Here is a 15,351-nt window from a genome sequence, read left to right on the forward strand (position 1 = left end):
GAGGTATTGGATATTGATCAATAAAAGGATCAAATGGCTTAAACAAAAATTTAAAGAACATATGCTATTTTCGTTTAAGTCTACCATTCTCAGCCTGTACATTCCTATTATTATTGTCTTTATTTTAATAATAGGAATCGCCTCTTATCTGTTAGCAGCGGCTCAGATAACAGATAATGCTTACCGAAATATAAAAAATACGGTAAATCAAACCGGAAATTATTTGGACAACCGGATGGCAGATGCTTTTGAACAATTAGTTGCTTTGTCGAATCATCCGGCGATTTTAACTGTTGCTGCCAAGGATGCTGATAACGTGATACCAGAGGATTATTTGCAGGTTCACTATCAAATTGAGAGGATAGAGTCCTTTTATAGTTCTTTAATTGAATCTATTTATGTAGACTTTTATAACGGAAAACTTCTTCTATTCCGCAGCGCTGATCAGAGTATTCGCCCTAGGTTTTCCTATGAACATTATCGGCAGCTTTATCAAGGACATCCATATGATATTTATTGGCGTCATATAACCATTAAAAGCAGATCTGGGAGAGATACACAGGACGGTGGCAAGCAAATTATCAGTATGTTCAAACTGTTTGGTAAAAATAATGCCCGAACCAGTGGGATTATTGCATTTAATCTGAAGTATGAGTTTTTTGCCAAAGTGCTGAATAGTTCAGAGCCAAGTGAAAATGGGTATTTACTGCTCATTAGCCCGGAAGAAGCGATGGCTTTTAAAAAAATCGATAAGAAATACGAGCTTACTGCCGATATTTTACAGCATTTACAAACTACACTCGAGAAAGAAGGCCAACTGGAATATCAAGAACAAAACGGCGAAAAGATGGTCGTTATTTATGATACATTGCCTACGAGTAACTGGAAGCTAGCGGCGGTGTTTCCCCAAAAGGACGTACTTGCCAGGCTGGACTATATTCAACTTATTACGCTCTCAATTATTATTCTACTGATATTTGTAGCTGTGTTTCTCGCTAATGCTTTAGCCAGTTATATTGCCAAACCGCTTTCTCTTTTAACCAAGAGTATGAAACGAATTCAGGGTGGAAATCTCAATTTTACTCCGCAAACGCATCCGTTAAGCGAAGTTGGTGTGTTGAATCAAGGGCTTGAAGATTTAGTTGGGCGGGTTAAAAATCTGTTGGAACAAATTGAGAAAGAACAAGAAAACAAACGGCAATTGGAGTTTTCTGTTATGCAAACACAAATTCACCCTCATTTTCTGTACAATACTTTGTATTCCATAAAAGGGTTGTGTGACATGCGGTTGAATGAAGAAGCCAGTGCTATGGTGACTGCCCTATCGAATTACTTCCGGATCAGCATTAGTAGAGGACAAGAAATTATTAGTGTCGAGGAAGAGATTGCCCATATACGTAACTATTTGTTTATTCAGGAAATGCGCTACGGTGATGATTTCGCTTATGAGATTGAGATAGACGAGGCTGTTTTATCCTATCGAATCATCAAACTAACTCTCCAGCCGCTGATTGAAAATGCCATTTATCATGGCGTAAAACAAAAACGAGGCAGTGGACGGATAGTGGTAAGAGGCTACAAAACAACTGATTTTATATGTTTTGAAATAAGGGATAATGGTTTGGGGATGAGCAAAGAACGGTTGGAAGAAGTACGCCTAAGCCTGGAAGGCAAGGGTACAGCGCAGCAGCCGGTAGGACTTGGTGTGCGCAGCACGCATGAGAGATTAAGGCTTCATTACGGTAAAAAAGCCGGACTGAAAATTGAAAGCCAACATAATCTGGGAACTTGTGTAGAAGTTATCATTCCATTATAGAAAAGGGGCAATGAGGAGAATGTATAAGGTTGCTATTGTAGATGACGACCGCATCATTCGTAAAGGTTTGGCCAATACCATAGCGTGGGAAGACAATGGTTTTAGGCTGGTAGGTGAGGCCGCTGACGGTGAACAGGGGCTAAAAATGATTGAAGAGTTTTGTCCTCAGGTGGTAGTATCGGATATTAGAATGCCATTTATGGATGGTTTGGAAATGGCTAGGCTTGCGAAAGAAAAGTATCCGGAAATGAAAATTATTCTTTTAACTGGGTATGATGACTTTACCTACGCCAAAGAGGCTATTGAGTTACGGGCTTTTGATTACCTACTGAAACCGGTAGATAAAGAGGTACTGTTGAATAAAGTCAAAAAAGCTTCCATAGAGTGGGAAATGCAAAAAAATATCAAGGATAGAATGAATGCAGGAATGCCATTCTTTCGTCAGCAGTTATTAAAAAAACTGCTGAAGCAAGCCCAAGCTCCGGAACAGTTGCGCCAGGAGGGGATATCATTAGGCATTCCTTTGGATGCTGAGGCTTTTGCCGTACTGGTTATAAAAATAGATGACTATTATCAAATTACTGGTGATAGGGAAGCTGTCGTAAACGAATGGGTAAAACAAGATTTATTAAAGATTTGTTGTGAAGTTGTGGATCAGAGCGGATTGGGATGTACAGTTGACTTGGAACAGGACGAGCTGATGATTCTGTATGCAACCTCAGGTAGGTTGGGAGAAACAGGCGATGTGGCCCGAGAGGTGGCAGAATGGGTGCGAAGTCTCGCCAAGCAGCGGTTAGGCAGGACAGTGTCCGTTGCATATGGCAGATTTTTTCAGGGGATCGCATCGATTGCAGAGTCGTATGAAGAAGCAAGGCATGCACTGGAATTTCGCCATGTGATCGGCAAAGATAAGGTTATTTCCGCTGCCGATATTAAAATTTTGTCTAGTACGGAAAGTCTTTCATTTGAAGGGATTGTATCTGAACTCATTGGAACAGTGAGGCTGGGGTTTTCTCACGAAGCGGTAGAGTTGGTGAAAAAACTAGAAGTAGAAATGGCCTGCACTCAGCAGGTAACATTGAACAAAGCTCGCTTTATTGCTGTGCAATGTGTGCTTTCTCTCTACAGTAATGCGCAAGAATGGGCAAAAGAGTGGCAGACGCGACAGCACGAAGAGATTGACCGTTACTATAATCGGATTAACGGCATGCAAACCATTGCAGATATTATGAATGTAGTTTTGGAATTGGTAAACGATTTGGCTGATTTTGTTGCTCAGCAACGCGAAAACCAGCGTTGTCCTGCGGTGAGTGAGGCAGTATGCTATATCGAAGCTAACTTTGCTCAAAACGGCCTCAGCCTGCAGGAAGTAGCCAAGCATGTGCATATGAACCCTGTGTATATGAGTACCTTGTTTAAACAGGAAAAAAACATCACTTTTTCTGAGTTTATTTTGGAAACGCGAATGAAAAAAGCGATGCAATTACTTCGTTTAGGTGGTATGAAGGCATATGAGGTAGCGGATCGAGTTGGGTATAGTAACCCGGAATATTTTAGTGTCTGTTTTAAAAAGTACACAGGAATATCGCCGGTCGAATACCGGAATAAAGCCTGAGCAAGTAGTGGTACGGCTTTTAGGATGGATTATCCTATGCCGTGTCTTTTTTTTCTGAGCGCATGCCGAGTTAGCTTTATACCAACGTCCTGAAGAAATTAATCACAAGATAAATATTCTAAATATATCAAATATTTATCTTAATAAATCAAATTCCCGGAAAGAAGTTTTTTTTCTAAAATATAAGTAAGAACTGAAACGAAGGTGATAATGTGCAATTGCCGTTGCAGCGAAAGGCCCATAAACAATTGGGTCACACACCGCAAAAACGAACTACAGAACAGAAAAAAATAGATATTGAAAAGTTGTTCCCTTATTTTTTCATCGCACCTGCAATTTTACTTATTGCAAGCTTTTGGTTTTATCCCTTGGCTAATGTTTTTTATTACAGTTTACAAAATTATAATGCGAATACTCCCTTTTATAATGGCTTTGCAGGATTGGATAACTTTAAGACAATATTGTTTGAGGATCCCCAGTTTTTACCTAGTCTAATAAATTCTTTCAAATGGGTAGTTTCCCAAGTATCGCTGCAGGTGATTTTTGGGCTTAGTATTGCACTTACCTTAAATCAGAAATTTAAAGGAAGAACATTTTTGCGGGCCATGGCCTTTACCCCATGGGCCATCTCCGGCGTCTTGACATCGGTTATGTGGTCGTTGATGTACAACGAGCATATGGGGGTTGTTAACGATTTATTTATGAAGCTGAATTTAATTTCCCAAAGATACGCCTGGGTAGCCGATTTAGATACTGTTTTCTCGGCAGTGGTTGTGGCCGAATTGTGGAGGGGGATTCCTTTTTTTGCAATAACATTGCTTTCGGCTTTACAGGGAATTCCGGAAGAATTATATGAAGCGGCCCGGGTAGACGGTGCAGGAAGAGTAAAAACATTTTTCCATATCACTTTACCACAACTGAAAAATACGCTGGTATTGACAACCTTGTTGCGGTGCGTATGGGAATATAACAATGTTGACTTGATTTTTAACCTTACCGGCGGGGGCCCGGCCCATCACACAACAACACTTACTATGTATGTAGCTGAACTGGCTATCCGGGAAAATAATTTTGGTTATGGTTCAGCAATTACAGTAGTATCGTTTGTCATTTTACTGATTTTTGCAATGACTTACCTGAAATTAAGCCGCATGGAAAGAGGTGCCGAAGGATGAGTCTTAATCCGAGAACATCTGAACGTTTATTCACATTGTATTTGCCGCTGTTAATGACGATGGTATTCATTTTATTTCCGTTTTACTGGACAATGAATACGGCATTAAAGCCGGAGGGGGATATCCTGCAAACCCCTTTGGCGTACATACCCAACCATCTTACAATTGATAATTTTATCAACGCATGGAATAACGTAGGCTTTTCTAAGTTTTTTAAAAACAGCTTATTCTTAGCTCTTTGTACAGTACTTTCCGTTGTGACTTGTGCTACTTTAGTGGGATATTCGCTGAGCCGATATCGTTTCAAGGGCAAACGCGTATTCATGCTGCTTTTATTATGTACGCAGTTTGTTCCAGGCGCCATGCTGATTATTCCGCTATTTATCATCTTTAAGAATCTTGGACTGATCAGTAATCCCTTGTCACTTATTCTGGTTTACACAACTTTTCAAATCCCTTTTAATTCTATTCTCATGAACGGTTTTATTACAAGTGTGCCCAAACAACTAGAAGAGGCGGCCATGGTCGATGGCTGCAGCCGCCTGCAGGCGATTTACCATGTGGTTTTACCGCTGCTGCTTCCAGGTATTGTAGCTACCGGCGTATTTACTTTCATTTATGCCTGGAATGAGTTCCTGTTTGCCTTTATGTTCATGAATAAGCATGCCAACTTTACACTTTCCATTGGGTTAAGTTATATGATGGGTGAGTTTAACATTAATTACGGCGCTTTAGCTGCCGGCAGCGTAATTGCCTTAATCCCGGCTATTGCTATGTTCGCTTATGTACAACGTTATTTAGTAAACGGCTTAGGTGGTGCGGTGAAGGGATAATCCTTCACTAGAATAAATAGGAGTGATGCATGTATGTTTAGCAAAATCGCCAAAATGTTTTTGGTTGCGGGCTTGCTTTTATCCCTTGTATTGACCGGCTGCGGGCAAAGTACAACCGGTGGCGGGCAAAATAAAGCCGGGGAAAAGGTGACTATCGTATTTTGGGACGAAAATGCCGGCCCTGACCGGACTCCTTATTATCAAGAGCTAATTAAAAAGTTTGAGGAAAAATACCCTGCTATTCATGTAGAATATGTCGGTCTCCCTAAAAGCGGGGCTAAGCAAAAAATGGATGCTGCCATTGCGGCCAATGATATGCCTGATGTTTCCGGAATACAAACTAGCTGGTTAGCTGATTTTAGCGCCCGAGGCGCCTTATTGCCGCTCGATTCTTTCTATGAAAAATGGGCTGATAAAGATAAAATTAATCCTGGTATCATCCAGTCTAACCGTAATATGACATTAGATAAGAAATTGTATCAAATTCCTAATACGATGAACCTGGAATGCTTGTGGTACAGAGCCGATTGGTACAACGAAGCCAGTGTAAAAGCTCCTGAAACCTGGGATGAGTTCTTCGTCGCTGTAGAAAAAATGACGGATAAAGATAAAAACCATTATGGCTTTTCAATCCGCGGCGGCAATGGCGGATCCTTCCAGTTACAAAGAATGATGTATGCTTATTCTGGACTGAACTATTTTGACGCTAATGAGAAAACCACGATCAATGACCCTAAACATGTAGAATTCTTAAAGAAATATCTTGGTCTTTATAAAACATATACCCCGATCAGCGACGTAACGAATGGTTATAAAGAAATGGTAGCCGGTTTTGACACTGGCGCAGTAGCTTTAGTCCAGCATAATATCGGTTCTTATTCTGAACATAGTAAAGCGCTGAAACCGGGCCAATACGCCCCGCTAATTCTGCCAAAAACTGCGGATGGCCGCTTTATTCAGGAATCCGGCAATACGCTTGGTTACGGCATCTACAAAACCACCAAAAACCCAGAGGCAGCCTGGACCTTTGTAAGCTTCCTGTGTTCCCAGGAAAGCCAAAGCTATTGGAATCAAAAAATAGGGCAAATACCGACTCATCTGGATTCTCTGAAAGAGCCATGGGCGAAAGAATTACCGCATATGCAAATGGCTTTAAAAGTCCTGTCTGATTCAAATCTTAAATTCTATGATCCCCCCATGTATTTGCCGGACTATCGCTCCATTCTTGACCAAGTTGTGGATCCCGGCATTCAGGGTGTCATGACCGGCAAGAAAACGGTAGAAGAATTCTTAAATGATTGGGCAAATGCTGTTAATAAATCCAGAGATAAATATGACAAAATGGTAGCCGGAAAGAAATAAAACCTAAATCTCTTTAGTGATGATTACGGTTGTGGCGCTAGGAAATATCTCCTGGCGTCACGGCTATAGTCATGCACTACTTCAAGAAGATTTTGCATTCGGAACAAGGGAGGAGCAGCTATCGTGATAGGAGATGAATATGCACCAGAGAAAAGAAAAATAATTGATGAAAAAACCGGGAAACCTGTCTGGCAGCTGACGACTGGTGATTGTAATAACTATCATTTTTACTTCACCGATAATTCGTTCACGTTAGGTGACAAAGAAATCTATTTTATGTCTGACCGGGCGTCCAACAGTCTGGAAGTATATAATCTTTTCCGGATGGATCTAGGGACAGGGGTTATTCAGCAAATGACTGATGAAAAGGCTGGAATTACGCCTACCGGGCATACGAAAACACCTGACAGTGAAATTGTGGTTTATGTGACAGGAAACAAAATAAAAAAACTCAATACGAAAACCATGACCACTACAGTGATCTACGAAGAAACCACCGGAGCCCATTTAGGGCATCCTTTCATTGCTCCTAACAAGAAATATATTGGTTTGGCTATCAATGAAAACCCTGGTCTATATCATGGAGCTAATTATTATGGTTTCAAAGAGCAAATGTACGCTATTAAAAAGGGTTGGATTACGCTAGTGTACCTGGATGGTTCAAAGGCTGTTACTGTGCATGAAAGTTCGCATTGGCTCGGGCATTTCCAATTTGCTCCTGATGACAGCACTTTGGCTATGTTTTGCCATGAAGGTCCATGGCATCTTGTGAATCAGCGTATTTGGCTGCTGGATCTGATAAGCAGAGATATTGTTCCATGCTTCCGTCAGTATCAAGATGATTGTGTGGGGCACGAATTCTGGACCAGTGATGGAAAAATATTCTTTGATAACCGGCGTAAAGGTCATGATGGCACTATTACTTCCAATAAGACCCAAGCTACGTCAGTGGAGCCTGAAACGGCTGAAATACCTTATGTTGGATTGGCTGACAGCAAGGGAAACATAGTGAAGTGCACGGATATGCCTTACTATTGCAACCATTATCATGCTACAAACGATAATAAGCTGCTAGTAGGAGATCAGGTTGAGGATCTGGTGCTGATTCATCTTGACGAAAATTCGGCCAAACTTGAAACCTTATGTTCTCACCATACATCATGGCGTACGCAGCAGAGCCATTGCCACCCTACCTTTAGCTGGAATAACGAAAAAATCCTGTTTGCATCAGACCGAAAAGGTAGAATTCACCTTTACCTGGCAGAGCAGCAGGATGGAAAATGGCTGTAATGTAAAAATAATAAACATGGAAAGGCAGAGGACAACATGGCGGGTGTAAGTCTGAAAAATATTAGTAAAAGCTATGAGCAGACTATTGTAGTTCATCATGTGAATTTGGAGATAAAAGATAAAGAGTTTGTTGTATTGGTGGGGCCTTCAGGTTGTGGTAAATCAACAACGTTGCGGATGATTGCCGGTCTAGAAGAAATTTCCGAGGGTGATTTGTTTATTGGCGATCAATGGGTGAATAATATGGCCCCTAAAGACCGGGATATCGCTATGGTATTTCAAAACTATGCCTTATATCCTGATAAAAACGTTTATGAAAATATGGCGTTTGGTTTAAAAATGCGAAAACTTCTCAAGAAGGAAATTGATGAACGTGTAAAAGCGGCAGCTCGTATTTTGGACTTGGAGCATCTCCTTCAGCGCAAGCCGAAAGACTTGTCCGGCGGTCAACGGCAACGCGTTGCTCTAGGGAGGGCAATTGTCCGGGAGCCTCGCGTCTTTTTGATGGATGAACCTTTGTCCAATTTGGATGCCAAGCTGCGGGTACATATGCGGACAGAGATCAGCAAGCTGCAAAAACGCCTGGAAATTACAACTGTGTATGTAACGCATGATCAAACAGAAGCGATGACGATGGGGGATCGCCTGGTTGTCATGAAAGATGGCGTTATTCAGCAAACTGCTACCCCTGCAGAAATCTACCGTTCTCCGCATAACCTGTTTGTTGCTGGCTTTATTGGTTCTCCGGCTATGAATTTTATCAACGGTGTTTTAAAGGAAAAAGAGGGGCAGGTATTTTTTGCTTCTTCCTGTTTCGAATGGAAATTGAGCAACGTGTTGGGTGCTAAGGCCTGTCAATTAGGTTATATAGGAAAAGAAGTGGTCTTTGGCATACGCCCGGAAGATATTCATACAGGATTATCTCAGTTGGAAGACTCGCAAAATAACTTTCGGGCCTGTATTGAGGTTAAAGAAAACACTGGAGCTGAGGTCTATTTATATTGCAATGGAGTTTGTGAAAATATGCTGACAATCCGGGTGAAGGATGCGGTCAATGTGCAGCGTGGTGACACGGCTACATTCACTATTGATATGGATAAAGCCCACATTTTCGATAAAGAAACAGAATGCAATATTTTGTTCTCACAGTATGATAAGGAAGGTGACTATAAGTAGGCAGTCTCATCCTAATTCCCGTTGCAGCTTGGATTGAATAGATTGGCAGAAGAGGAATAATAGATGAAAAAAAGGGGTGTCGCAAAGCTTTTTTTAAAGCAAATGCGCCACCCTTTTATTTAGCTTATTTGTCCTCTTTTAACTTAGACTATGGTCAATACGAGCCCTTACAGGGAAGAGGGGATACGCTTCCCTATCCAACCAAAGAACTGATAAAATCTTCGGCAATTAATAAAGGCTGTAAAAGAAGCAAAGAATAGTCTGAATAATAAAGAAAAATTTTATAAAATTCAAGTAATATAATATATAATTTTACTGCTATACTTACACTAATGCGAAGTCTGGTGCAGTTACAGCACAATAATAAGATTTTATAACCTTGCGCTGATTGGAGTTAGTGGGATCATGTTCATTGAATTAATTGCCGATTACAAACAGAAAACACCCAATGCAATAGCAATTTTAGCACCTGAGAAAGAACCGATTACCTATGATCGATTATTTCAGCACCTGGTTAAAACGACAAGTTCTTTACGACAATTTGGAATAAACAATACTGACCGAGTAGCATTGGTGATGAATAATGGTCCGGAAATGGCAACTGCTTTTTTAGCAATAGGTTCGGTTGCAGTCTGTGTCCCTATGAATTCGAAATCTTCTTTAAGTGAATTTAAAACGTTTCTATCGGCAGTAAAGGCAAAGGCGATTGTTATAGCCTATGGGCTGTCTACTGAGGCAACAACGGCTGCGATGGAGCTTGGGATAGAAATCATAACGGTAAAATGTAAAGGTGATGAAGCCGGGATATTTGATATCATAAATGCATCATCCGATTGTCAAACGGTAGTAGCATACTCTAAGCCGGAAGATATAGCACTGATTCTGTTTACATCAGGAACAACGGGAAAGCCTAAAATTGTTCCTTTGACCCATAGTAACATTTATAGTTGTACTAAAAATATTGTGTCATCCCTAAGGTTGTCTTCAAAAGATTGCTGCCTCAATGTTATGCCCCTCTTTCATTCCGGGGGCCTGGTTATGTCATTGCTTTCATCGCTTTTTGCAGGTGGCAGCATAATATGTACAAATGGTCTTGTAGCCAGTCATTTTTTTAGGTGGCTGTCTGAATTATCACCTACTTGGTACAGTGCAGTTCCAACTACTCATCAAGTGATTTTACAACAATGGGAGCATATGGGTCAGCCTGCGGTTGCTCATTCTTTACGGTTTATCAGGTGTGGATCAGCTGCTTTACCACCTTTGTTAGCGCAAAAAATAGAGAATGCTTTACAAGTTCCAATTATTGAAGGCTATGGTTCTAGTGAAGCTGTGAGCCAGATCGCTGTTAATCCTCTGCCGCCTGGCCAGCGGAAACTGGGCTCCGCTGGTAAGCCTGCAGGCTGTAAGGTAGAGATTATGGATGAATTAGGAAACTTGCTTCCTGCCGGAGTTAGTGGAGAAATTGTCATCCAGGGAGAAAGTGTCTTTTCTGGCTACGAGAATGATTCTACTGCCAATGTACAGTCTTTTTATAATGGATGGTTCCGAACAGGGGATCAAGGATATATCGATAATGATGGTTACTTGTATATAAAAGGGCGCTTTAAAGAAATTATCAATTGTGGCGGCGCAAAAATATCACCACGGGAAATAGAAGAAGTGCTATTGTCACACCCTGCTGTAAAAGAGGTCGTAGCGTTTGCAATTCCGCATCTAAGTCTGGGTGAAGTTGCTGCCGTTGCAATTGTAACTAAAGGGGAAAAGAGAATCAGCGAGGATGCAGTACAACGATACGTTAGTCAACATGTAATTTATTATAAGGTCCCACATAAAGTTGTATTTGTCGACAGTATACCTAAAGAAGCTACTGGGAAGGTCAACCGTATTGGTATGGCTGAAAAACTAGGTGTAGCAGTGGGTGTTACCGTGAATATCGCGAATACTAGAATGGTGAGAACTTCAGCTAGCGATGAACTTGAGCATAAAATAATCGACATTTGGAGAGAAATTCTAAAAAAATCACATATAGGGATTAATGATAGCTTTTTTAATATAGGCGGGGACTCACTGACTGCAACTTTTTTGTCAGTTCAAATTGAAGCGATCTTTGGCAAATATGTACCAGTATCGTTACTATATGAGCATGATACTATTGAAAAATTAGTTGGATTTTTATCATATGAAGAGGAAGTTAGCCCTTATTTGCATCTAGTGCCGCTGCAAACTGCAGGGAGCAAACCGCCGCTCTTTACTATCGATACAATTGGAAGTCATATAATTCACTACCGTAAAATTGCAGGATATCTTTGTAAGGAACAACCTGTATATGCATTGCGATTACATGATGAGTATAATGAAACTGTACTTGAAACTGTTGAAGGAATTGCCTTAAATTATGTGAAAGAAATTCGCCGTGTACAGCCAAAGGGACCGTATTATTTAACCGGATATTCACTTGGTGGAACAATTGCTTTTGAAGTGGCTCAGCAGCTTTATCACCAGGGTCAGAAAGTGGCTTTACTGGCTATACTTGATACGAGAAATCATAAAGTATACTCATTAAAGCGAAAACCCAAAAGTAGAAAAAACCCGTGGCAATGGACAGTATTTTATATGCAACGATTGCGGGCAATGCCAAATTTGCATACTAGAATTGACTATGTTTTCAGTAGGCTGTGTAGAGAAATAGCTAAGGAAAAGCAGGGATCTAAAGCTAAGGAGTTAACCAAAGAGGAGAGAAGATGGCAAAGAATTGTTCAATATAGAAATTCATGTTATGTGCCGCTACGTTATCCAGGACAATTGACTTTATTTCGGGCATTAGGCGATCCATTTACTCCTAAAGAAACCGACCTGGAGCTTGGGTGGAACGGATTGGCTGATGGTGGAATAGTTGTTTATGAAACGCCTGGAGGCCATATATCGATGTTAACTGATGATGTTAATTTAGAAATACTGGCAAAAAAATTGAGTTTATGCATATTCCAAGAGAAAATATGAGTTGCAAGGCACAAAATGCCTCTCATTAAATTCCCGCCATCTGGTGTATAATTAGATGTAAGTCTATTCACATTAGGTGGAGTTTTCTTTATAAATAATAGCTAACAAACAGCATTGTAATATTCGCAATGATAGTTGTATTTAGAAAAGATTTGGAGAAGATCACATGGAGAAAATACGAATGGCTATTGTCGGTCCTTCCGATTCGGTAGCCTTGGCCTACTCTGTAGCAATGGAGCGAAGTGATATCTTATTGCCTGAAGGAATTGTCTATCAGGATGCAGCGCAAGTTCCTGAAATTATGCAGACCCGTTGTCAGGAGTTTGATATGTGGTTATTTTCAGGTATTGTACCATACCATTATGCCCTGTCTATTGCCACACATAAGCCACTGTTTTATCTGCCACATTCCGGTTCCAGTTTATACCGGGCCCTGTTTGAAATTACGTATATCAAGAATTTGAAGCTGCGCAGGATTAGCTTTGATACATTAAGCCAGGTTGAGGTAGAAGAAACTTTTAAGGATATAGATCTGCCTTTGCCTACTATATACGTGAAACCATTTTCCGATGTGGCATCTTCCAAGGAGTTTGCGAATTATCACTATGAATTATGGCAGGCGGGCAAGATTGATATTGCCGTTACGTGTTTTTTGGCCACATACGAAAAGCTAAAGGAATTAGGTGTACCGGCTTTCCGGGTTTGGACAACACGAAGCAATATTCGCACCACTTTGGATGTGGCAATCAATTCCTGCCTGGCACAACGTTTTAAAGGCAGCCAACTGGCAATACAGAAAGTTGCGATTGATGAATACGACAATATCATGCGCGCCAGTTCAAGCTACAATGTAAAACGTATGGAAATGTGTTTATACAAGATTTTAGTCGATTATGCGGAAATGCTGAAAGGGTCTCTCGTAAGCCGGGGTGATGGCCAGTATACTCTGTATTCTACACGCGGTATACTCGAGAACAGTACCAATAAGCTTACTGTTATTCCTATCCTGGAAAAAATAGCCTGTCAGGTGAAGGCGGCGGTTAGCGGCGGTATTGGGTTTGGTGTTACGGCCTATGATGCCGAACAAAATGCGTTTCATGCTCTGGGAATAGCCCAACAGAAAGGCAAGGGGTTATGGATGGCGGTAAACGATGAGCGGGAAGTGGTCGGCCCCTTAAGCTCGGCTGTTCATCTTAAGTATTCTGTACAGGCAGATACCGCGGCCTGTAAGCGGATTGCAGATCAGCTAAATCTCAGTGTTACTACCGTCAACCGTTTGCTGGCGGTGATTGATAAGCTGGATACCGATACTATCGGGGCAGAGGAACTCGCCGTTTATCTCAGTGTTACGTCCCGCAGTGCCAGAAGAATATTAACGATTTTAGTGGACAATGGGATGGCCGAATTAGCCGGAGAAGAAATGATCAATAAAGGACGGCCTCGAAAACTGTATAAAATTAATTTACCGTTATTGTTGGGGAATTTTACATCATCAAGATAAGTTCAGCTTAACATATTGACAAGAATAACAAAGGCGAGTATAGTAAACATTACAAAGCAACGTCGCTCTCGTATTTTTTACGAGGGCTTTTGTTTTACAGGACGAGTCAAGTCTCGTTTTTTCATTACCTGTTTAACGGAAATATCCATAAATAGGCTGAAAAGAAAATCAATAGAAAGGAGAAAAGTTCAACAATAGCGTAGTATGAATTTATTGCTATAAGGGGAGAGGTGTGTTTGATATGATGCTTACTATTGGTGTGATTTTGGTCATTATTACGATTTATTTTTTGATCAAACGCTATGATGCGCGTTTAGTGCTGTTAGTATCCGGTATTGTTATGGCCTGTGTGGCAGGTACTCCTATGGCATCTTTGAATGCTTTCGCCAAAGATATGACAAATGCCGGATTGATTCAGGCCGTATGCTCTGTTATGGGTTTTGCGATGGTTATGCGGTTCACTGAATGTGACAAACATCTGATTAACCTGATGGCCAGCGGTTTGGGAAAAGTTCGGCCCCTCTTGATTCCCGGCGTTGTGTTTGCTACATTTGCAGTCAATGTGGCTTTGCCGAGTGCAGCAGGAACAGCAGCTGCGGCAGGTGCAATTTTCGTACCGCTGATGATGTCTGCCGGGGTGCATCCTGCCATGGCAGCGGCTGCGGTTAAATGCGGTACTTATGGCAGTATGCTGAATCCAGGACTGGCCCATAATCCGGTTGTAGCTAAAATTGCCGGGGTAGGAGTTATGGAAGTTATTGCCTTTCAATTTAAAGCAAATATTGCATCGTTGATTGTTGCTGCAATTTTAATTACTGCTATTGCCTACTATAAAAAAGAACACAAGGGATACCATGCAGACGGATTGGAAGTGGATAACAGCTTTAAAGTAAATCTGCTGTATGCTGCGATGCCAATGTTTCCGATTGTATTGCTGCTTTTAGGGGCTACATTGATACCTGCTTTAAAAACGGATGTGCCTCAGGCGATGATTATCGGTTGCGCACTGTCTCTTTTAGTTACCCGGAAAAACCCTGTAGGACTCAGTAATGCATTTTTTGATGGTATGGGCAAAGCCTACGGTGAAATCATTGGTATTATCATTGCGGCCGGGGTATTTGTGTCCGGTATGACCTCTATGGGACTAGTGAAGGCCTTTATTGCCGCCATGCTTAACAATCCGGCCATTGTCAAGCTTTGCGCTGCTGTCGGTCCGTTTCTCCTGGGCTTTATCACTGGTTCAGGCGACGCGGCGACGATGGCTTTCAATCAGGCGGTTACGCCGCATGCACCGGATTTTGGCATGGAAGTTATGCAAATGGGTAGCATGGCTACCTTAGGTGGTACGCTTGGTCGTACGATGTCACCGATTGCCGGTGCTACGATTATCGTAGCCGGTATTGCAGGTGTTAATCCGATGGAAGTTACAAAACGTAACTGGCTGCCTATGGTAGGATCTATGATTATTGGTATGGCCTTGTTAATGTACTAATAACACGAGAAAGCTGCTGACTGATAAGATGCAAGGCTGTACAGCGCATAGCGGTGTACAGCCTGCGTTTTATTGTAAGCATATATGCACA

10 protein-coding genes are annotated in these 15,351 nt (G+C 41.4%); all 10 read left to right on the top strand.

Features of this window, described 5'->3' with window-relative positions:
- Positions 1–13 precede the first annotated feature (13 nt).
- Positions 14–1,816 carry a sensor histidine kinase gene (locus RTR76_RS17285; protein WP_312523066.1) on the top strand — a complete coding sequence of 601 codons (1,803 nt, stop codon included), beginning with the start codon at positions 14–16 and terminating at the stop codon, positions 1,814–1,816.
- Between the two features lie 19 nt (positions 1,817–1,835).
- Positions 1,836–3,431: a response regulator gene (locus RTR76_RS17290; RefSeq protein ID WP_312523068.1), complete on the top strand. Its 1,596-nt coding sequence runs from the start codon at positions 1,836–1,838 to the stop codon at positions 3,429–3,431.
- Positions 3,432–3,643: 212 nt separating this feature from the next.
- Entirely contained in the window at positions 3,644–4,606 is a 963-nt protein-coding gene (locus RTR76_RS17295; protein WP_312523070.1) for a sugar ABC transporter permease, read from the top strand.
- Positions 4,603–5,439, top strand: coding sequence for a carbohydrate ABC transporter permease (locus RTR76_RS17300; protein WP_312523072.1), 837 nt, complete (start codon positions 4,603–4,605; stop codon positions 5,437–5,439). Before RTR76_RS17295 ends, RTR76_RS17300 begins: the two co-directional genes overlap by 4 nt.
- Before the next feature lie 33 nt (positions 5,440–5,472).
- On the top strand, positions 5,473–6,801 hold the full coding sequence (locus RTR76_RS17305) for a sugar ABC transporter substrate-binding protein (protein WP_312523074.1): 1,329 nt from the start codon (positions 5,473–5,475) through the stop codon (positions 6,799–6,801).
- A gap of 123 nt (positions 6,802–6,924) precedes the next feature.
- On the top strand, positions 6,925–8,091 hold the full coding sequence (locus tag RTR76_RS17310; RefSeq protein ID WP_312523076.1) for an oligogalacturonate lyase family protein: 1,167 nt from the start codon (positions 6,925–6,927) through the stop codon (positions 8,089–8,091).
- Positions 8,092–8,127: 36 nt separating this feature from the next.
- Positions 8,128–9,267: a sn-glycerol-3-phosphate ABC transporter ATP-binding protein UgpC gene (locus RTR76_RS17315; RefSeq protein WP_312523078.1), complete on the top strand. Its 1,140-nt coding sequence runs from the start codon at positions 8,128–8,130 to the stop codon at positions 9,265–9,267.
- Between the two features lie 405 nt (positions 9,268–9,672).
- Positions 9,673–12,267: an AMP-binding protein gene (locus tag RTR76_RS17320; protein WP_312523083.1), complete on the top strand. Its 2,595-nt coding sequence runs from the start codon at positions 9,673–9,675 to the stop codon at positions 12,265–12,267.
- Positions 12,268–12,433: 166 nt separating this feature from the next.
- The gene (locus tag RTR76_RS17325) at positions 12,434–13,768 is read left to right on the top strand and encodes a GTP cyclohydrolase (RefSeq protein ID WP_312523090.1); all 1,335 of its coding nucleotides are present in this window, start codon (positions 12,434–12,436) and stop codon (positions 13,766–13,768) included.
- A 241-nt stretch (positions 13,769–14,009) separates the two neighbouring features.
- Positions 14,010–15,260 carry a C4-dicarboxylate transporter DcuC gene (gene dcuC / locus RTR76_RS17330; RefSeq protein ID WP_312523135.1) on the top strand — a complete coding sequence of 417 codons (1,251 nt, stop codon included), beginning with the start codon at positions 14,010–14,012 and terminating at the stop codon, positions 15,258–15,260.
- The last annotated feature ends 91 nt before the right edge of the window (positions 15,261–15,351 follow it).

The sequence above is a fragment of the Anaerospora sp. genome (genome assembly GCF_032013335.1).
Lineage (GTDB): Bacteria > Bacillota > Negativicutes > Sporomusales > DSM-15969 > Anaerospora.